General features: G+C 40.5%; 16 protein-coding genes and 1 pseudogene. 9 read left to right on the forward strand and 8 right to left on the reverse strand.

Translation table 11 applies throughout. The features are described 5' to 3' along the window. Positions 1-144 precede the first annotated feature (144 nt). The 6 genes and pseudogenes from UYC_RS0126970 to UYC_RS0127000 all read left to right on the forward strand — a co-directional run bounded on the left by UYC_RS0126970 (position 145) and on the right by UYC_RS0127000 (position 6,159). Positions 145-990, forward strand: a complete 846-nt coding sequence (locus UYC_RS0126970; protein ID WP_016874173.1) for a methyltransferase domain-containing protein — start codon at positions 145-147, stop codon at positions 988-990. Next, on the forward strand, positions 987-1,931 hold the full coding sequence (locus UYC_RS0126975; protein ID WP_016874172.1) for a homogentisate phytyltransferase: 945 nt from the start codon (positions 987-989) through the stop codon (positions 1,929-1,931). Before UYC_RS0126970 ends, UYC_RS0126975 begins: the two co-directional genes overlap by 4 nt. 125 nt (positions 1,932-2,056) lie before the next feature. After that, a complete protein-coding gene (locus UYC_RS0126980; RefSeq protein WP_016874171.1) occupies positions 2,057-2,518 on the forward strand; it encodes a tetratricopeptide repeat protein in 462 nt (153 codons plus the stop codon). A gap of 286 nt (positions 2,519-2,804) precedes the next feature. Beyond that, positions 2,805-4,512: pseudogene (cobA, locus tag UYC_RS39615) on the forward strand (uroporphyrinogen-III C-methyltransferase). 134 nt (positions 4,513-4,646) lie between these two features. Continuing rightward, positions 4,647-5,243 (forward strand): dephospho-CoA kinase, encoded by a 597-nt coding sequence (gene coaE, locus UYC_RS0126995; RefSeq protein ID WP_016874170.1) that lies wholly within the window; start codon positions 4,647-4,649, stop codon positions 5,241-5,243. Between the two features lie 343 nt (positions 5,244-5,586). Continuing rightward, a complete protein-coding gene (locus UYC_RS0127000; RefSeq protein ID WP_016874169.1) occupies positions 5,587-6,159 on the forward strand; it encodes a general stress protein in 573 nt (190 codons plus the stop codon). A 13-nt stretch (positions 6,160-6,172) separates the two neighbouring features. On the opposite strand, the gene UYC_RS0127005 is transcribed toward UYC_RS0127000, so the two are convergent. Together UYC_RS0127005 and UYC_RS0127010 are read right to left on the reverse strand one after the other, a co-directional pair. Continuing rightward, positions 6,173-6,889, reverse strand: a complete 717-nt coding sequence (locus tag UYC_RS0127005; protein WP_016874168.1) for a Uma2 family endonuclease — start codon at positions 6,887-6,889, stop codon at positions 6,173-6,175. 121 nt (positions 6,890-7,010) lie between these two features. Continuing rightward, the gene (locus UYC_RS0127010; RefSeq protein WP_026087427.1) at positions 7,011-8,414 is read right to left on the reverse strand and encodes a TldD/PmbA family protein; all 1,404 of its coding nucleotides are present in this window, start codon (positions 8,412-8,414) and stop codon (positions 7,011-7,013) included. 171 nt (positions 8,415-8,585) lie between these two features. On the opposite strand from UYC_RS0127010, the gene UYC_RS0127015 reads away from it, so the two are divergent. Together UYC_RS0127015 and UYC_RS0127020 are read left to right on the forward strand one after the other, a co-directional pair. Further along, entirely contained in the window at positions 8,586-10,220 is a 1,635-nt protein-coding gene (locus tag UYC_RS0127015; protein WP_016874166.1) for a DUF2079 domain-containing protein, read from the forward strand. Positions 10,221-10,383: 163 nt separating this feature from the next. Next, complete coding sequence (locus UYC_RS0127020) at positions 10,384-11,571, forward strand: glycosyltransferase family 4 protein (protein ID WP_026087426.1); 1,188 nt, start codon at positions 10,384-10,386, stop codon at positions 11,569-11,571. Between the two features lie 797 nt (positions 11,572-12,368). Here the strand turns inward: UYC_RS0127020 and UYC_RS0127030 are convergent. From UYC_RS0127030 to UYC_RS0127040, 3 genes are read right to left on the reverse strand one after another with little or no spacing between them, the layout of a single operon-like run. Next, positions 12,369-13,088 (reverse strand): carbonic anhydrase, encoded by a 720-nt coding sequence (locus tag UYC_RS0127030; RefSeq protein ID WP_016874162.1) that lies wholly within the window; start codon positions 13,086-13,088, stop codon positions 12,369-12,371. Positions 13,089-13,095: 7 nt separating this feature from the next. After that, entirely contained in the window at positions 13,096-13,407 is a 312-nt protein-coding gene (locus UYC_RS0127035) for a P-II family nitrogen regulator (protein WP_016874161.1), read from the reverse strand. Between the two features lie 4 nt (positions 13,408-13,411). Beyond that, entirely contained in the window at positions 13,412-14,380 is a 969-nt protein-coding gene (locus UYC_RS0127040) for a sodium-dependent bicarbonate transport family permease (RefSeq protein ID WP_016874160.1), read from the reverse strand. A 262-nt stretch (positions 14,381-14,642) separates the two neighbouring features. Here UYC_RS0127040 and UYC_RS35790 point away from each other — a divergent pair, with 262 nt between their 5' ends. Then, positions 14,643-15,965 carry a hypothetical protein gene (locus UYC_RS35790; protein WP_235082925.1) on the forward strand — a complete coding sequence of 441 codons (1,323 nt, stop codon included), beginning with the start codon at positions 14,643-14,645 and terminating at the stop codon, positions 15,963-15,965. A 161-nt stretch (positions 15,966-16,126) separates the two neighbouring features. Here the strand turns inward: UYC_RS35790 and UYC_RS0127050 are convergent, their stop codons facing one another. The 3 genes from UYC_RS0127050 to UYC_RS0127060 are packed head-to-tail and all read right to left on the reverse strand — an operon-like array spanning position 16,127 to position 19,164. Beyond that, positions 16,127-17,566, reverse strand: coding sequence for a class I SAM-dependent methyltransferase (locus tag UYC_RS0127050; protein ID WP_016874158.1), 1,440 nt, complete (start codon positions 17,564-17,566; stop codon positions 16,127-16,129). Continuing rightward, complete coding sequence (locus UYC_RS0127055) at positions 17,563-18,225, reverse strand: type II restriction-modification system restriction endonuclease (protein WP_016874157.1); 663 nt, start codon at positions 18,223-18,225, stop codon at positions 17,563-17,565. Before UYC_RS0127055 ends, UYC_RS0127050 begins: the two co-directional genes overlap by 4 nt. A gap of 54 nt (positions 18,226-18,279) precedes the next feature. Continuing rightward, positions 18,280-19,164, reverse strand: coding sequence for a LysR family transcriptional regulator (locus UYC_RS0127060; RefSeq protein ID WP_016874156.1), 885 nt, complete (start codon positions 19,162-19,164; stop codon positions 18,280-18,282). Between the last annotated feature and the right edge of the window lie 279 nt (positions 19,165-19,443).

A 19,443-nucleotide genomic window follows, 5' to 3' on the forward strand; every position in this document is an offset into this window, starting at 1 on the left:
AAGGTTAAAAAACAAACTAACCCAGGGATTGCGGACAAGTTTTATCCTTCCTGGCTGTAAAAACACCTTAATTAAATAAAAACACACATGGTAGCCTACCAGTAGTGTATTTGAATTCTGCTTCGTCTTAACACGGCTTTTTTCATGAGCGCAACATTATACAAGCAAATTCAGCAATTTTATGATGCTTCTTCCGGTTTGTGGGAAGAAATATGGGGTGAACATATGCACCATGGTTACTATGGTGCAGATGGTACGCAAAAAAAAGACCGTCGTCAGGCACAAATTGACTTAATTGAAGAAATCCTTCAGTGGGCAGATGTGCGGCAGGCTGAAAATATTTTGGATGTAGGTTGTGGCATCGGTGGCAGTTCTCTTTATTTGGCTGCAAAATTTCATGCCCATGCAACTGGTATCACTTTAAGCCCCGTGCAAGCGGCAAGAGCAAGGGAACGTGCTGAAGAGTTTGGCTTAAGTAGTAAAACTAGTTTTCAAGTCGCAGATGCTCAAGCTATGCCCTTTGCTGATAATTCTTTTGATTTAGTCTGGGCATTGGAAAGTGGCGAGCATATGCCGGATAAAGTCAAGTTTATGCAGGAGTGTTACCGTGTGCTCAAACCTGGTGGCAAGTTGATTATGGTGACTTGGTGCCATCGACCAATAGATCATTCTCCACTGACAACTAGTGAGCAACAACACTTGGCGAAAATTTATCGGGTGTACTGTTTGCCTTATGTAATTTCTTTGCCTGAGTATGAAGCGATCGCCCATCAAATCGGGTTGCAAAATATCCGCACTGCCGACTGGTCAAAAGCAGTAGCACCATTTTGGAATGTGGTGATTGATTCAGCACTGAGTTGGAAAGCAATTTTGGGTTTGCTGCGATCGGGTTGGAGTACGATTGTTGGGGCACTGTCTTTGGGATTGATGAGTCGCGGATATGAGCGTGGCTTGATTCGATTCGGGTTGTTGTGTGGAAATAAATTATGAGTGAAGTTTCACAATCAGGTGTGGTGGGTAATTGGTTTTATGCTTTGTGGAAATTTTCTCGTCCACACACGATTATTGGCACTAGTTTAAGTGTTTTGGGTTTGTATTTAATTGCAGTTGCTGTTAGCAGTGATAGCTCTTCCCAATTCTCTATTCCCAATTTTCTACTTCCATTTTTTGGAGCCTGGCTTGCTTGTTTATCTGGTAATATTTACATCGTCGGTTTGAATCAACTGGAGGATGTGGCAATTGATAAAATCAACAAACCCCATTTGCCACTTGCTTCTGGAGAATTTTCTCGACAGACAGGACAATTGATTGTAGGTACTACCTGTGCCTTAGCACTAGTTTTGGCATGGCTAAACGGGCCTTTTTTATTCGGTATGGTGGCGATTAGCCTAGCAATTGGCACGGCATATTCTTTACCTCCCATTCGTTTAAAAAGATTTCCTTTTTGGGCAGCGTTGTGTATCTTTTCAGTCCGAGGAGCTATTGTTAATTTAGGACTATTTTTACACTTCAATTGGGTGTTAGAGCAAAACCAAATTATTCCAGCAGCTGTTTGGGTTCTAACTCTATTTATCTTGGTGTTTACGTTTGCGATCGCTATCTTTAAAGATATCCCTGATATGGAAGGCGATTTGCAATACAATATCACTACTTTCACAATTAAACTTGGCAAACAAACAGTGTTTAAACTTGCCCTTTGGGTATTGACTGTGTGTTACGCAGGAATGGTTTTAACGGGGTTGCTGCGTCTAGCTGAAGTTAATTTTGAGTTTTTAGTAATTACTCATTTAGTCGTGCTGGGCGTAATGTGGTGGCGCACTCGAAAAGTAGATTTACAAGATAAAAGTGCGATCGCCCGTTTTTACCAATTCATTTGGAAGCTTTTTTTCCTCGAATATCTAATCTTTCCTACTGCTTGCCTTTTGGCTTAAAACAGATTTTGATTTTTTAATTTGGGCAATAGTCTTTAAAACCAATACTTACGCACAAGTTATGGAATACAGCAGAACTCAGAACTCAGAAGTAAAACAGCCTCTCTCTAAAATATTTTGACTCTATGCTAGAAAGCTTACAATTGTCTTCACTCGTTGCTGTCGTTGCGGTAATTTTTAGTATCGCTATCCTTGGTTATTTTTCTTGGAAGACTTTAATTACTTCTAACTACTTTCAAAAGGGCATCAATCTATATCAGCAAAAAAATTACCCTGGAGCAGAAGCTGCTTTTCGCCAAGTTATTTCGCTCAACTCTACTAATGATGTAGTTCACTTGCTGTTAGGTGATTCTTTAATGCAGCAAGGTAAAGTTGATGCAGCAATTTCGGAGTATCAAGAAGTTATTGAGCGCGCTCCTAAAAAAGTCGATGCTTATTTACGTTTAGCTCAGGCTTTCATACAACAACACAAACTCCAAGAGGCGATCGCTATCCTGCAAAAAGCTAGCGATTTATTCCAAGCCCAGCGCCAACCCGAAAAAGCCCAACAAATTCAAAGAGTATTACAACAGGTTTCTTCAGTATGAAAAGGGTGTGGGGTGTAGGGAACTCTATACTTAAAAGCGGGGTTTCATTTCTCGAACCACACTAGCTTTAACTGAGCAATTTTGAAAATTGGCAAGATTATCCCATTATATTTAGACTCTTCAGAGTATCAAAATTGGGTGATTTTAGTCAAGCTCTCAAACAAAGCAACATCGTTGTTTAGTTGAGAAAATATCGCGGAAAATCAACACAACTTAATCAAATTTCTAATTTTTGTTAAGCTACTAGATACTCTTAGTATCAATAAATATTGCTTATCAGTGCAAGATGAATAATCAAAAGGGCAAAGTTTACCTGGTTGGTGCGGGGCTAGGAGATGAGGCATACCTGACGGTGCGAGCTTATAATCTTTTGGCGATCGCTCAAGTATTGGTTTACGATGCCCTAGTGGATGCAGAATTATTGCGGTTAGTATCACCCGATTGTCTGAAGTTGGACGTAGGCAAACGTGGAGGCAAACCCAGCACTCCCCAAGCTGAAATTAACAAGTTACTGGTGAAGTATTGTCAGCAAGGCAAACAAGTTATCCGGCTCAAATCTGGCGATCCGTTTATTTTTGGTCGCTGTATGGCTGAAATAGAAGCTTTGCAAGCTGGAGGTTGTGAGTTTGAAGTCGTACCGGGAATTTCCTCTGCCTTAGCAGCACCATTGCTAGCAGGTATTCCTCTCACCGATCCGATTCTGAGTCGTTGTTTTGCCGTCTTTACCGCTCACGATCCTGACGTTTTGGATTGGCAAGCATTGTCACGCTTAGAAACACTGGTAATTTTGATGGGAGGGCAGAATTTAGCTGAAATTATCCAACGGTTGTTGCAACATGGGCGATCGCTACACACACCCATAGCCATTATTCGTTGGGCAGGTACTGAGCGACAACAAATTTGGACAGGTACCTTAGAAACTATTGTGCAGGAAGTATCAGATGTGCCACTCTCGCCAGTGGTGATCGTAATTGGTGACGTAGTAGGGTTACGAAGATACTTCCAACCTGAGAATATAGACTAAGAGGATTTTTCCCAGTCAAAGCTTTGCACCTGTGGACACTATGCCAACTAACTTTTCACCCTCCTCTCCAGGGCGCTCCCAAGGCACTGCCCCTACTCCCCCTCTCTCACCCTCTTCTTCTCTCCCGCTTAGTGGTAAAACAATTTTAGTGACACGTTCTGCTGGACAATCAAGTCTATTTACGGAACTTTTGTTAACAGCAGGTGCAGATGTTATCGAAATGCCTGCTTTGGAAATTAGCTCGCCTTCGAGTTGGGAAGCTTTGGATTGCGCGATCGCCCAACTATCCGATTTTGACTGGTTGATTCTCACTTCTAGCAATGCTGTAGACTATTTCTTAGAAAGACTAATGGCACAGGGTAAAGATGTTCGTGCCTTAGCAGGAATAAAAATTGCTGTTGTTGGTGAAAAAACAGCCCAAAGCCTTAGACAACGGTGTTTGCAACCAGAATTTATTCCGCCTAACTTTGTAGCTGACTCTTTAGTAGAAAACTTTCCAGAAGAACTGGTAGATAAAAAGATTTTATTTCCCAGAGTCGAAAGTGGTGGGCGGGAAGTTTTAGTTAAAGAGTTAACTGCTCAAGGAGCAGACGTAACAGAAGTAGCAGCATATCAATCTTGTTGTCCAACTAGCATCCCTACCTCAGCAGAAGTTGCCTTGCAAAATAAAAAAGTTGATGTTATTACCTTTGCTAGTTCCAAAACTGTGCAATTTTTTTGCCAATTGGTAGAAAAGACGTTTTCTCACACCACAGTAGAAAATCACTTATCTACCCCAGCAAGTTATTTGGAGGGAGTTTGCATTGCTTCTATCGGCCCACAAACCTCTAAAACTTGCCGTTCCTTATTTGGACGTGTGGATGTGGAAGCAGAAGAATACACTTTAGAAGGATTAACCCAAGCACTAGTTAAATGGGCTGCAAGCTCATACAGCAGAATTCAGGAGCCAGAAGTCAGTAGCCAGAAGTAAAATAGGCATCATAACTATGACTTTGAGACACTCAGTTTTGTACCTTACCAACTTGAAATCCACTGTAATTTGAGTTATTAGTTAACAGTCAAAATTCCATTGATAAAAAACTAATGACTAATTACCAATAACTAATGACTAAAAGAATCATCGGTTTAACTGGAGGTATCGCTACAGGCAAAACAACTGTCGCCAATTATTTGGCTGATGTTTACCATTTGCCAATTTTGGACGCAGATATTTATGCCAGAGAAGCTGTTTCTGTGGGTTCCCCCATTCTTAATGCGATCGCTTGCCGTTACGGGCAAGAGCTTTTACTACCAGATGGTAGCCTTAACCGTCAAAAGCTGGGCGAAATTATTTTCAACAATCCAGAAGAACGGCATTGGGTAGAGAGTTTAATTCATCCTTATGTACGCGATCGCTTTTACCAAGAAATTGCCGCATCTTCTGCAGAAACATTAGTATTAGTTGTGCCTTTATTATTTGAATCCCAGATGACTGATTTAATTACAGAAATTTGGGTAGTATCTTGTTCGGAACAACAGCAACTCGAAAGATTAATGCAGCGCAATAATTTAACTATAGAACAAGCAAAAGCCAGAATTAAGAGTCAAATGCCGATAGCAAAAAAAGCAGAACTTGCAGATATAGTTTTAGAGAATAATTCAACACCGACAGCACTACTTCAACAAGTTGATACTGCATTAGCTGGCGTTTCGACCAAGTAATATTGTATATAGTAACACTTTATGTTTAACAATAATTTCACTCTTTCGTTAGATATAAGTAAATTTCAGAGTTGTTTTAATTATAAAAATGCAATAACTAAATTAATATGTAATCTCCAATAAAGTGTATGGAATTATGGAGGAGAAGTTAGAATAAAATTAATTTCTAACTCTTCTTTTTTTTATTGTCTAATAAATATTAATTTTTTATGAAATTATTATTAAAAAATAAAAACTGTATATTTGGACGGATATTTTGTTCTATCTAGAAGTAGAAGAAGATTAATACTATTAGCAAACTAAATTGATATAGATTAGTTTGCCATTAAAAATTTAGGAAATCATGGTTGACAAAAATCATAAATATGCTGTTGGAGTCTTTAATAATCGTCAAACAGCAGAACAAGCGCTCAATCAATTGAAAACTTCAGGCTTGGTAATGGACAAAGTATCTATCATTGCCAAAGATGTAGACAAAGGCGAAGAGCTTGGCAATACTCAGGTGAGCGATCACATTGGCAATCAAAATGTAGATACAACAGGGGCAGTTGGAGATGCTCTGACGGCAAGTACTTGGGGTAGTATATTGGTTGGTCTTAGCAGTCTAGCACTTCCTGGTCTTGGAGCAGTGCTGGCAGCAGGTTCTGTTGGTGTAGCATTAGTTTCTAGTATTGCAGGTGTAGCTGTCGGTGCAGCAGCAACTAATAATTTGGTGCAAGCGCTAGCTGGTTTAGGTATCCCTGAAGAAAGAGCTAGAGTTTATAGCGATCGCCTACAAATGGGTGATTATCTAGTAATAGTGAATGGCAGTGATGATGAAATTCATCGCGCTGAAGGAATCTTGAAACAGCAAGATATTGAATATTGGGGTATTTATGAATCCTCTACCCAACTCCAAGAAGGTAGTAGCGTTTAGCCGAATTCCAGAATCACATATCGGTAGACGGCTTAGTATAAGACTGCCGGGACAACTTTTGCACAAACTCGGTATGTTCCTGTGAATTTAACCCTTGTTGCAGCACTGCTAACACTTTTGTCATTTCTCCTGCTAGCAGTGCTGGCATAGCTAGCCACAAACTGGGAAATACCCAACTTTTGATCGTACCATCTGCATCAGCTTCTAGTGGGACATATTCGCCATTTTGCAAGCTGAACCAATCGAGTTTATTTTCTAAAATCTGCCAGACAATGTACTCTTGAACACCATTACGGCGGTAGGCACGTTTTTTATCATATAAATCAATCGCTGCACTACTTGCCGCCACTTCTGCTACTAACTCTGGTGCGCCTTCGATGTAATCATCATCGCTAATATGCGCTTGCCCTCCCAGTTTTTCTTCTATTAACAGTACAACATCAGGCTGCAGTTCGTTATCTAAATCTAAACGTACTGTAGCATTGTCACCTAACTCTACTCCAGGGGTAGAAACTTTGTAAGTTCCCAACCAAATAATTAAGTTTCCGTGAGGTTGTCCGTGACTTCTAAAACGTAACGGAGATGGCACGTAAACAACTCCCTCGATTAATTCTGCTTTCTTAACATGGGGCATAGCATGATAACGACGCTCAAATTCATGGCGGGTGAGTCTGTCTCCACTTTCTAGTGGTGGTACTTTATTTGAGCCATGTTCCACAGAAACTGACATAGAAGGAGTAGTTGTTTTGTGGCTTTAAGCTTAATTTAGCATGGCAGTATGCAAGCAAAGCGTTTTGATGGATAAATGGACTGTAGAACTCATCCATAACTTATCTATATATATCCATTTTCTACATCTCCCCCACTTCTCCACCTACTACCACATCTCGTATTCTCAAACTCGGCCCTCCACAACCTACAGGTAAACCATTTTGTCCGCCTTTACCGCAACCACCAGACTCATCCCAGTAAAAGTCATCGCCAATCGCTTCTATATCCGCCAAGGTTTGAAAAACATTTCCCGAAAGCGTCACATCCTTAACAGGCTCGGCAATTTTACCGTTTCTGATCATCCATGCTTCCCCAGCACTAAAGGTGAACATTTCTCCATTTGTCATTCCACCCAGCCAGTTACGGGCATAAACTCCTTCTTTGATATCGCTAAATAAATCAGCAACCGGAGTGTTACCCCTCTCTATCCAAGTGTTAGTCATCCGCACTATGGGTGCATGGTGATAATTGAGACATCTTGCATTACCAGTCGGCGCTTCTGCTAATTTGCCGGCAGTTTCGCGAGAGTGCAAGCGCCCTACTAAAACACCATCTTGGATTAGTTGCGTAGTTGTTGCGGGTGTTCCTTCATCATCGTAAAAATAACTACCTCGATGTCCTTGAGGAGCAGCACCATCAAAAATTTGTAATTCTTTGCAGCCAAATCTGCGACCGATAGTCATGACTTCCAACAAATCTGGGTTTTCATAAGCCATATCTGCTTCGGAAAGATGTCCGAATGCTTCGTGGACAAATAAACCAGTCAGAATCGGATCGATCACAACAGTGTAGGTATTGCCTTTGACTGAAGGCAGAGATAAAGCGGCAACTGCTCTTTGCGCTGCACTTTTGACTTGTTCATCTAAGCCAATTAAATCTTCAAAAGCTTTGCGCGAGCCTGTAGTTTCTCTACCAGTTTGCACAGTATCGCCGTTTCTGGCTGTGGCAGCAAAGCGCATTTCCATATCTACCCAAGATTGCTCGATTAGAGTTCCTTCAGAAGTAGCGATAATTACCCTTTGACTGCAATCGCCGTAACGTACAGAAGTAGTGGTGATACGACGATCTACACATTTGAGAAGTTCAGTGTAGCGATCGCACAATTCTTTTTTTTGGCTCAAGGGAATTTTGCACGGATCGGTACCAGTCAGCGGCACCCGGCAAACTGCTTGGACTGGTTTGATGGCAGCAAGTGTGGTTTCTTCATCACCAACCATCCGCGCCGCAGCGATCGCTTCTTGAATCCTGTCTTCGATTGTCGTCAGACGATTAAAGCTACTGAATCCCCAACCACCTTTATAAATAGCACGAATATGTCCACCAACAGAAATACCTTCGCTGAGGGTTTCTACCTTGTCACCACGCAAGACAATATCCGTACCTTCAGCTTCTTCCAGGCGAATCATCAGATAATCTACCCTAGATGAGTAGCGAGCAATCAAATCCGAAAGCAAATTTTGAATATCCGCAAGTAAGGTAGGCATTTGGCAGATAGGAACAATAATGCACTCCATCAATTCTCCAATAGATGTGCCTTCATTTGCCTATTTGAGAGCAAATATTCATCTTTGTTCTCACAATGGTTTAAAGTTTTACAATAATTTCTTCAATATTTTTTTAGCTTTACTCCTCTGGTGTGAGTGATGTGGTCAAATATGCAAAAAAAACCGCTATTAAAAATAGAAGCAAGTAGTGCCAGTAATCTAGTTTTCCGATTAGCAGGAATATTTTTTATCCTGTGTTTATTATTTACCCTGCATCGTTACTACAGTTTTTACGCTTCCTTCGACCAAGGTATATTTAACCAAGTTTTTTGGAATAATCTCCACGGGCGCTTTTTTCAAAGTTCCCTTTCTTCTAGTCTTTCCACCAACGTCGTTCACGCTGGAGAAATTCCCACAGTTTATTACCATCGCCTCGGTCAACACTTCACACCAGCATTGTTACTGTGGCTGCCAATCTACGCTTTATTTCCCTCTCCCGCTACTTTAACAGTTCTGCAAGTAACACTCATCACTGCCGCAGGTTTAGTTTTATATATCCTGGCAAGACAATATCTCAAACCATCATTAGCAATCATGATTACCGCCAGCTTTTATGCTGCTAATGCGGTGATTGGCCCAACTTTAAGTAACTTTCACGACATTAGTCAGATTCCCCTATTTGTTTTTACCCTGCTGCTAGCAATGGAAAAACGCAGGTGGTGGTTGTTTTGGCTGATGGCAATTTTGATTTTAGCTGTACGGGAAGATGCAGGTGTAGGTTTATTTGGCGTGGGAGTCTATATGGTTTTAAGCAAGCGTTTTCCCCGCGCCGGCATCGGAGTCTGTATCCTCAGTTTTGGTTATATGTTGGCTCTTACCAACTTGATCATGCCGTTATTCTCCAAAGATATTTCCCAGCGCTTCATGTTGGAGAGGTTTGGACAATATGCCGAAGGAGAGGAAGCTTCTACCTTGGAAATTATTTGGGGCATGATTAGCAACCCCGTGCGGTTATTAGTGGAATTAGTGACGCCAATCGATAGAACTATTAAATATTTACTCGGTCAATGGTTACCGTTAGCGTTTGTGCCTGCCGTTGCTCCTGCCTCTTGGATGATAGCTGGCTTTCCGCTTTTGAAGTTATTTCTGGGCAAAGGAGAATCTGTCCTGGCAATTACGATTCGCTACGCTTTAACCGTAGTGCCGGGGCTATTTTATGGAGCAATTCTCTGGTGGTCACAGCATCAGCAAAAATTTACACCTTCATTTCGTCGCTTTTGGGTGGGATGTATCTGTGTTTCCCTATTTTTTAGCTTTGCATCCAATCCAAATCGGACTTTTTACTTTCTCATTCCAGATTCTGTAAACCCTTGGGTATATGTGTCTCTACCAAGACAGTGGCAACACGTAGAACAGATGCGTCCCTTACTAGCCCAAATTCCCCAGGATGCTAGCGTCTCTGCAACTACTTATATTGTCCCTCATCTTTCTAGCCGCCGGGAAATTCTGCGCTTGCCTGTCTTAGAATTACGCAATGATGCCAAACAAGTAATTCAGGTAGATTATGCGATCGCCGATTTGTGGCAATTACAAAAATATCAAGCGGCATTTAAGAGCGATCGCCGTCTATTGCAAGATTTGACAAAACTAATTGACCAGGTCAGTAATAACCGAGAATATGGAATTATCGGTTTTCGAGATGGCGTAATCTTACTAAAAAAAGCTGCCAATTCGGACACCCAAGCCACAGCAGCTTGGTTACAATTTCGTCAGCAGTTGCAGCTTAAAAAGCAGTTAGCAACTTGATAATTAATAGTTAGTTGGCAAGAAAGCGTGATTATGATTACTTTTTGTCATTCTTAAAAAATCTAAAAAGTAAGGGTTAAACACTTCTTGCCAAAGCCAAACTTTTAAATTTTAGATAAATTAAAGCTTTTAGAAATTTGTCAAGGCTGAGGGATTGGAGTAGATGAAGATACTAGTAATGAGTTGGGAGTTTCCGCCTCGTATTGTCGGAGGAATTGCCCGTCACGTGTCGGAGTTGTACCCGGAATTAGTCAAGCTAGGGCACGAAATTCACCTGATGACACCAGAGTTTGGTCATGCGCCCTTGTACGAAGTCGTAGAAGGAGTGCGGGTGCATCGCATTCCCGTTCCTGGTGGTAATGACTTTTTCCACTGGATCGCCAATATGAACGAAAGTATGGGCAGTCACGGGGGTAAGTTGATGTTGGAAGAAGGCCCTTTTGATATTATTCATGCTCATGATTGGGTAGTAGGTGATGCAGCGATCGCTCTTAAGCACAGCTTTAAAGTACCCCTCATTGCGACAATCCATGCAACTGAACATGGGCGCTATAACGGTATTTATACAGACACCCAGCGTTATATAAGTGGTAAAGAAGAACTATTAGCTTATAATGCCTGGCGAATTATTGTCTGCACCGACTATATGCGCCGGGAGGTAGAAAGAGCGCTACACAGTCCGTGGGATAAAATCGATGTTATTTATAACGGTATCCGTCCCGAAAAGAAACGCCATCACGAATATTTTCATGCCCAGGATTTTCGCCGCCAATTCGCTGAAGATGATGAAAAAATTGTTTACTACGTTGGGCGGATGACTTATGAAAAAGGAGTATCTGTCTTACTCAGTGCTGCTCCCAAGGTGTTATGGGAGATGGGCGGTTACGTGAAGTTTGTGATCATCGGTGGTGGCAACACTGACAATCTCAAAAAGCAAGCTTGGGATCTGGGAATTTGGCATAAATGCTATTTTACTGGCTTTATGTCTGATGAATACCTAGATAAATTTCAAACTATTGCTGACTGTGCCGTCTTTCCTAGTCTTTACGAACCCTTTGGTATCGTTGCTTTAGAAAGCTTTGCTTCTCGCGTTCCGGTAGTAGTTTCTGATACTGGCGGTTTTCCAGAAGTAGTACAACATACAAAAACGGGAATAGTCACTTACACTAATAATCCTGATTCCTTGGCTTGGGGAATTTTGGAAGTTTTGAAAAATCCCAGCTATCGGCAATGGCTAGTTGATAATGCTTACGAAGATTTAGAACGGCGCTTTAGCTGGCCGAAATTAGCCAAACAAACAGAAGATGTTTACAAGCAGGTAGTGAAAGAAAAACTGCAGGTAGTTTGGTGATAGTCAAGAAAAAGCCAGTGGGAAGGAGCACCACTGGCAAAGAGCCAATCGGAAAACTATGCAAAACAGTTCTGCAATCTCATGAACTAAAACTTAGAATTCCAGAAATTGATAAACTTGTGAAGTTATATACAATTTATATGCAACAGCGGCTATTTAATTTTTGAGATATAATCGTAAATCACACAAATAACTTTTTGTAAATAAAAATACAACTTTTGTGCAACAGTGCCTATATAATGGTGAAGCAAACAAAATTTGAAGCAAGCTCTGTTAAAGCTGCTGTAACCTTTCCGCTTGTAGTATAAATATTTGAGTTCAATTAGCTCAAGCATTAAGGCGTTATTGCAAATTTTAGCTAGTTTAAGTGCGAAAGTTCTAGCTTAACAGGATATACGAAAAGTCAGTGGGGGTAGACCACTGACCGAGAGAAAGAATGATGATATGAGATTGATAATTACAGAGAATTATCTTCTTGTAAATTGACATACAACTTTCATGCAACATTGGGAGCTAGGAACTGGGGATTGAGTTCATAGAATCGTAGGGTGGGCATTGCTCACCAAATATATCAAATGCTTACCACATAAGCTTTGACAGGTAATGCCCACCTTACAGAAAACTTAGAAAAAATAAAAAAACCAGTGGGGAAAACCACTGGTAAAAGACTTGGATTATTTACGAGAGAGTGATGATACAAGACTAGAGGATTCCAGAAAATTAGCCCTCTTGTAAAGTCATATGCAATTTTCATGCAACAGGGATGTTTTCTCCAATCTAATTTTGTACCTTGCCAATTAAGTGATGATAGTTACGCTTCCCGTATCTAAGTCGTAACGCCCTCCCACAATTTTTAATTTACCGGATTGCAATTTTTCAGTGAGAAGACGCGATCGCTTCAACCGTTCAATTTGATATTGCACATTAGCAACCACAGCATTCTCAACCGCATCGCCCGACAATAGCTTGGCTCTTTTCACAACTGGCTTAATTGCCTTGACAAACGTACCAATATCACCAAGCAGCGCTTCGTTTTTTACGGCAGCAGTTACAGCCCCACAGCGTTCATGCCCCAACACCATCAACAAAGGAGTGCCGAGCAATGCAACTGCATATTCAATACTGCCAAGCGCCTCAGGCGTGGCAATATTTCCGGCAATCCGAACATCAAAGATATCTCCGATGCCCTGATCGAAAATAATTTCTGCCGGCACCCGTGAATCCGCACAACTGAGGATAGTTACAAAAGGATGTTGAGCTTGAGCAACTTCTTGCAAGCGAGCTGCTGATTGATCGGGGTATTGAGGTTTATGATTAACAAATCGCTGATTTCCCTCCATCAGCTTTTGTAATGCAGCATCCGGAGTAAGAGATTGAGTTATTGAAGGTAGTTCAGCAGCTTGAGTTGACTCCACCTGCCAGAGTAAATCGCTAGATGCGATCGCCAAACTAAATACTCCCGTGGCTCCTAACTTCAAGAAATCACGGCGTTCGATGAAACGCTTCCTTGAGTTCATAATTCTCTTACAACGACGCAACACATTTTACCGAGCGAATTTCCATCACATCCGAGATGTAACAAGTACCGCCAAATTTATTAAGTAAAGGTCTAATATTTTCTACAACAGGCTTGATTTGCTCAGGCATACAAAATGCGATGATATAAACATTATCAAGCATCGTCATATCTAAATCTTCTGCCATACCTCGCAAGCCTTTGCCAGCAACATTCCTAATTACAGCATGACCGTGTACACCTGACTTGTCTAACCCATCTAAAATTTTGCTAAGTTCAAAAGAGTTAGCAATAATTTCTATCTTTTTGACTAAATGCATACGATTACCTCCACAATAGGTTAATTCCGTATAGATATAACGGAATTCCTACAATAATGTTGAATGGGAAAGTTACTGCCAAAGCAGTAGAAACATACAAGCTAGGATTTGCTTCAGGAACAGTTAACCGCATAGCTGCTGGCACAGCGATGTAAGAAGCACTGGCACACAGCACAGCAAACAAGAGTGCATCCCCCTGAGACATACCAATTAATTTGGCAAGCAGTAATCCAATGCCTGCATTGAGTATTGGAATCAGTATCGCAAATGAAATCAAGAAAATTCCGGTTTTTTGCAAGTCTTTAATTCTTCTGGCAGCAACTAGCCCCATGTCTAGTAAAAAGAAGGTGAGAACTCCATAGAACATTCCTTGAGTAAAGGGTTCCAAAACCTGCCACCCGTGTTCTCCTGTTAAAAAGCCAATCACAAGACTGCCGACTAAAAGAAAGACTGAACTGTTTAAAAATGCCTCCTGCAATACTTCCTTCCAGGCAAATTCTCGCTTGCCATCCACAGTGAATAAATTCACTAAAATCAAGCCAACAATGATAGCTGGAGATTCCATTAAGGCAAGGGCTGCCACCATATAACCATCAAAATCCATGCCCAGCTCAGTTAAAAAGGCACTCGCCGTAATAAAGGTGACAGCACTAATAGAGCCATAGGTTGCCGCGATCGCTGCCGCATCGTAAGTATCTAGCTTCAGCTTCAGAATAAAAAAGGTGTAAATCGGGACAAAACAAGCCATCAACATCGCTGCCAACAGCGTTAGAAGTACTTCTTGGGTGACACCGCTTTTGATTAACTCCACCCCTCCCTTAAAACCAATTGCAAACAGTAGATAAAGCGAGAGAAGCTTGGGTACTGGTGCGGGAATTTCTAAATCAGACTTGACAAAAACGGCAGTCATCCCCAAGAAAAAAAATAGGACTGGTGGATTCAGGATGTTGGACATAATCAAGTTGCCATTCATGTCCATCTCTCCTCAGACTGATTAAACATAAGGTTAAACAATCTTTGCATTGTAAAAAATTTATCAAACCCTTGCATCATGATGTATCGCGTACTGTCACCTCATGTCAATTGGGGAATGTGAAGAGTGAGTGTTTATCTTGCCTTTAATTAAGCGATCGCAATATTTGTGTGTTTTTATGAAACATCAAAAGTTGAGCCAAGAGCGATCGCCCTGAGTATAACTATAGTAAGCAACAATCAAATTATCGCGGCTTTTCAAGTTGCAAACACCAAACGCCAACCTCAAAATGTTTGATGAAAGTCACAAGTTTTGTCCCTCGCTACTATTTACAGGTGAATCTATCCCTACCCCACCACAGCAATTTACTCCTTTTGATATTCCATCTACAAAATTGCCATCAGCGTTTGTAACAGCAGCGATGAAACTTTTTGAACAAGGTTTAGCAGATCCGCGAGGATGTCAATATCAAGAGATTGAAGTAGGAACTGGGAGTTGCTGGACAGGTGATGCAGGTGTTGTGAAAGTGCGTGGTTGGGTATTACCCACACCAAGAAAAGACAAACAGCACTTTGCCATATGCTGGAATGGTTTAGTGTATCCGGTAGTATCTGTTGGTGCTACAGCAAATGTCCAAGAAGATGTTCTCAAAGCTATTCAACAAGAATTTGGAGCAAGATGCATAGATGGATTTGATTTTGCTAGATCGGAGTGGTTTTCGATTTTTGAGCGATCGCGATCGCCAATTAAAGTATGTCTGTTGCTCCGGCTAGGAGAAATTGCACTGGCAGAGATGTTTTGGACAACTTGGATAACAAAGATTTCAGAGGATGCCGATTACAGGAGGAAGAATTTTAAAGATCCTTACCTGATTCTAGCTACTGAGTGGTTATGGGCACTATTTGACCGTGCGGTTTGTGCTCATATGCGAGGCGATGACAAGCTAGCGTTGCTGTCGGCAGAATTACTTTTACCCACATGGCCTATGGTAGAAGCAGAGTCAAAACACCGCGGTTATGAGTACCATTTTTCTTGTCGCGACAGTAAAGAGTCACATTACCTTCGTTTTCTAGAAACATTGCCTGCGTTGCTATTGGATCAACAACGACGGGCGCAACAACTCAAACGCCAGCAGGTTTTAAAAGTAGGGCTTGATAAATACCCAGACAAAACTAATCGCATTCACGCCTTAATAGAAGACTTGGAAGAAGTTTTTGTCCGTCAGATGGGACAACCTGACTATCCATACTTGAGAGGGCACCCAATAGTTCAAGCACTAATTGCTGAAGGCGTGGAAGCAGTTGAACCGCTTTTGGCTTGTTTAGAGAACGATACGCGCCTTACCCGTACAGTCTACTTTTTTAGAGATTTTTCTCGGCATCGAAAGCTACTCAGTGTACATGAAGTAGCTTACATTGCTCTTACCAACATCCTCAAGACTTCGTTCTGTGAAAAATTTGAACTAACAGATAGATTATACTCTCAAGGAACGGAAGGTCGTCAGGAAATAGCGGCAAAAATCCGCGAATATCTGCGATTAAATCCAATTAGAAAAATATTCTATAAGCTCAGACATAGGTTGTAGGAAAACTGAGAGTTGACAATTTTCCGAAATTAAAACACTAATTTATTTTTTCGATAAAGTAACTAGGTATGGCGAGCGTAAGAAGAAGCCATCATTGAGCATAATCTCACATATCCTACCTAACCTATAAGCGATCGCATATAATTATGGGTTAGATCTGACTAAACTGCTGGTTGTGCCAACATAGTTAAGTTCAAGCTATTGAGAATACTGGATTTGATCGGACGCTTTTCGTCCCAAAAGATTAGGGATGAGTAAAATTCTATTGCTACTTGAGAAGTCAGAAGCTCAAATGTTTGATATGCAACTTCTTTATTATCAAAACTAAGAAAGTAAACAGTATCGTCAAAAACAACAGGCTTGCTATTAATCTTCTCCACGAATCTAAAGTCTAACTTTTTGTAAAGCCCGCAAATTGCAACTTTCCAAGGTGCAAAAGTATATGAGCCAACTCCAAAAATAGAGAAACGAGGATTATTCCGATAAATTTTACTTTTTCTATTATCTAGGAATTTTGTGTGAGCAATGAGATAACTCCAGGTTTTTGGAGCCGATTCTTTTATAGACTCAGTTGGCTCACCAATAAATCTTTGAGTCACTAGGATAAATTTATCAGTAGTCTTTGTTCGATTTTGAGCTACATCAGAGCCTTTAATTAAAGGAAACAGATAAGTATCTTCAAGTTCGACTACTTCTCCCAACCCATTTATAAGAATATCCCCAACTCTACGAAACTCCATCACTTTTGAACAGTCATGCTTAATACCAGAACGCCATTTCACTTCGTTACTCTTATCATATAGTTGACTCATTTTTTCAAAAGAATCTATATTTCTAATGAGAATATTGTTTCGGAATCCTATTCGGTAGTAGTGAGAACTTTTAAAGTTATTGAATACATCACAAAAATAATTTTGTAAATCAGAATCAAACTTACAAAATAATAGACAGGATTCCACAGTCGCATCGAAATATTTTTTAGTATCTATCTCGTAGATAGCACAATAAGCAAGATTAAGTTTTTTAGAGTGAAGGTAATTTAATATTTTTCTTGAAACAGATGTTTTACAAAGCATTGCAAGATAAGCATCTCGATTATGTAACCAATGAATAGTCTGTATCAACATCCATTCTGAGATATCAAAATTACTCTTACCTGTAAGTGCGTCTAAACCATTATGATTTTGAAAATTACTTTTTTTCGGTAGGTTTACACCACCAATTGTTCCTTGCTGTGAATTCGTTACCCAAGGAAAATTACCGAGGACTAATATTTTCCCATTTGAATGATCTATTAGTGATGACCAATCAAATTGGAAAAAATCTCCTTGTCTGATCTCAACTCTTTTATCTTGTATAAATTTTTTTCTTTCAAGTTCTTGTAAGTAACCTGTATGTATTTCTACTCCAACAATCTTTTCTGCTGATTCAAAGTGGGTTGCAGCAGCCTCGATAAAGTTACCCACTCCGCACGTTGGCTCAACTATTACATTAGGGCTAACATCAAGTTCTATTAACTTCTGGCATACCCTTTTAGCTAGCTCTAACGGTGTTTGAAAATCACCATATTCTACTTTTTTTTTCTGAACAACATTAATCATGGATTAGCTCTATAAACAGCAATTATGCCTTCTTCTCGATCGGCACGCTCAATAACTCTTCCATATTGGAGCCGCCACTGTAAAGCATTGGAGATAGTCAAAAAGCCTTGTATGGGAGGATTATTGAGTATTTCATCCGCGATATTAGCTGCCTCGATCTCATCTACGGGTAGATTTCGGTCGAGCATAAAAGCAATCAAATCATCTTTATTGCCTTCATTATCCAAAATATTACGAATTCCACGAGGCATTTGAAAGTCTGCTGTTCTTTCAGCACTCACATAAATTGTGTGCAGAATATTCAGAGTAGCAGTTCGGCTCGTACTATTGTCTGTCTTATCATAGACAAAGATGATAAGCGAATAGCCAAGCCCAAAAATCTTTTGTCGTGCAGATTTGAAAGGACATGATAATTGTGGTTGCTTGATGCTTGTCACTTTGACATCCACAAGTAGTCCCGGAAAATCAATACCACTTGCTGAATTACCCTCCAGAAATTCGTACTGTTCTTTGAGATAAAGCCTGAACTTTTGTTCTAAATATGTACCAACAGCTTTACCATCTGTAATACCGTAGAGTAAGGGTTCTGGATGTCTAGATTCAACAGCTGAAAATTTTGCTGCTTCCAAGCATAGGGCTTCCACAGTCAGAGTTGACATAGTTGCAGCTAGCTAAAAAGTATGCCAAGTATCATATCCTAACCTTGAAGTTATTCATGTAGTAGCTACTTGCCTAACTACCTCCAAAATCCGTTGCACCGCAGCAGATGTATTGTCACGTCGCCAAATCATCGCCAGTGCCACCTTTGGGGTGGGTTCTTGCAAAATTTTATACACTACTCCAGTTCGTTGCAGATTTTGTAGAGACTCCGGCACGATCGCTGCTCCCATCTCTGCTGCTACTAGGCTAACTATTGTTTGCATCTGAATTGCTTCTTGAGCAACGGTAGGGCTAAAATCTGCTTGCTGGCAAAGACTAATAATCGAGTCGTAAAGCCCAGGAGCTAAAGCACGAGGAAATAAAATAAAAGGTTCACCCTGGAGCGATCGCAGTGATACATTGGGTTGATTCGCCAGTCGATGGCTTTCCGGCAATGCCACCACCAAAGATTCATCATAGATAATCTCAGAACAAAAAGAATCTTCCTCAATAGGCGGGCGGAGAAATCCAACATCAATTCGGCTATCCTGTAACCACTGTAATTGTTGATCTGTTGTCAGTTCGTGCAATTCCAAATTTATATTGGGAATACAAGTGCGAAAAGTCCGCAAGATAGCGGGGAGAATGTTGTACGCAGCAGAACTGACAAAGCCAATCACCAATTGTCCCCTAAAGCCGCGACTAGTTTGTCTTCCTACTTGAATTGCTCCCTCCAGCTGTTTGAGAATTTGTTGGACTTCTTCTAAAAACACCTGCCCCGCAATTGTTAACTGCACATTTCTTTTTGTGCGGTGAAACAGTTCAAAACCCAACTCTGCTTCTAACTGACGAATTTGTTGACTGAGGGGAGGCTGGGCAATATGCAAGCGTTCTGCCGCCCGTCCAAAGTGCAATTCCTCAGCCAAAGTCACAAAGTAGCGTAGGTGTCGAAGTTCCATTGCGCTAATTTACTAATATTCAAAATATATTAAATACTAGATAAAAATATATATGACATTTACATAAATTGTCAGTTTAAATAACTAATCGATACTATTTTTCCGATGCTGTATAGATTAGAGACAAGTAATAAGTTTCGTCTATACTTAAGCAATAAACTTCTTATGATTAAGTTTTTATTTTTATTATTAACTTGTGAAAACTATTCATGACTTTTAAAACAAAAAGGTTAGAAAATTAATTTGGAAATAGCATTTTTATTCCTGTAATTCAGGAGG

Source organism: Chlorogloeopsis fritschii PCC 6912, from assembly GCF_000317285.1.
Classification (GTDB): domain Bacteria; phylum Cyanobacteriota; class Cyanobacteriia; order Cyanobacteriales; family Nostocaceae; genus Chlorogloeopsis; species Chlorogloeopsis fritschii.

Excerpts from the sequence above, each read along its gene's own strand:
- UYC_RS0126970 (WP_016874173.1), top strand. The coding sequence starts at position 145 with ATGAGCGCAACATTATACAAGCAAATTCAGCAATTTTATGATGCTTCT.
- UYC_RS0126975 (WP_016874172.1), top strand. The coding sequence starts at position 987 with ATGAGTGAAGTTTCACAATCAGGTGTGGTGGGTAATTGGTTTTATGCT.
- UYC_RS0126980 (WP_016874171.1), top strand. The coding sequence starts at position 2,057 with ATGCTAGAAAGCTTACAATTGTCTTCACTCGTTGCTGTCGTTGCGGTA.
- coaE (WP_016874170.1), top strand. The coding sequence starts at position 4,647 with ATGACTAAAAGAATCATCGGTTTAACTGGAGGTATCGCTACAGGCAAA.
- UYC_RS0127000 (WP_016874169.1), top strand. The coding sequence starts at position 5,587 with ATGGTTGACAAAAATCATAAATATGCTGTTGGAGTCTTTAATAATCGT.
- UYC_RS0127005 (WP_016874168.1), bottom strand. The coding sequence starts at position 6,889 with ATGTCAGTTTCTGTGGAACATGGCTCAAATAAAGTACCACCACTAGAA.
- UYC_RS0127010 (WP_026087427.1), bottom strand. The coding sequence starts at position 8,414 with ATGCCTACCTTACTTGCGGATATTCAAAATTTGCTTTCGGATTTGATT.
- UYC_RS0127015 (WP_016874166.1), top strand. The coding sequence starts at position 8,586 with ATGCAAAAAAAACCGCTATTAAAAATAGAAGCAAGTAGTGCCAGTAAT.
- UYC_RS0127020 (WP_026087426.1), top strand. The coding sequence starts at position 10,384 with ATGAAGATACTAGTAATGAGTTGGGAGTTTCCGCCTCGTATTGTCGGA.
- UYC_RS0127030 (WP_016874162.1), bottom strand. The coding sequence starts at position 13,088 with ATGAACTCAAGGAAGCGTTTCATCGAACGCCGTGATTTCTTGAAGTTA.
- UYC_RS0127035 (WP_016874161.1), bottom strand. The coding sequence starts at position 13,407 with ATGCATTTAGTCAAAAAGATAGAAATTATTGCTAACTCTTTTGAACTT.
- UYC_RS0127040 (WP_016874160.1), bottom strand. The coding sequence starts at position 14,380 with ATGAATGGCAACTTGATTATGTCCAACATCCTGAATCCACCAGTCCTA.
- UYC_RS0127050 (WP_016874158.1), bottom strand. The coding sequence starts at position 17,566 with ATGATTAATGTTGTTCAGAAAAAAAAAGTAGAATATGGTGATTTTCAA.
- UYC_RS0127055 (WP_016874157.1), bottom strand. The coding sequence starts at position 18,225 with ATGTCAACTCTGACTGTGGAAGCCCTATGCTTGGAAGCAGCAAAATTT.
- UYC_RS0127060 (WP_016874156.1), bottom strand. The coding sequence starts at position 19,164 with ATGGAACTTCGACACCTACGCTACTTTGTGACTTTGGCTGAGGAATTG.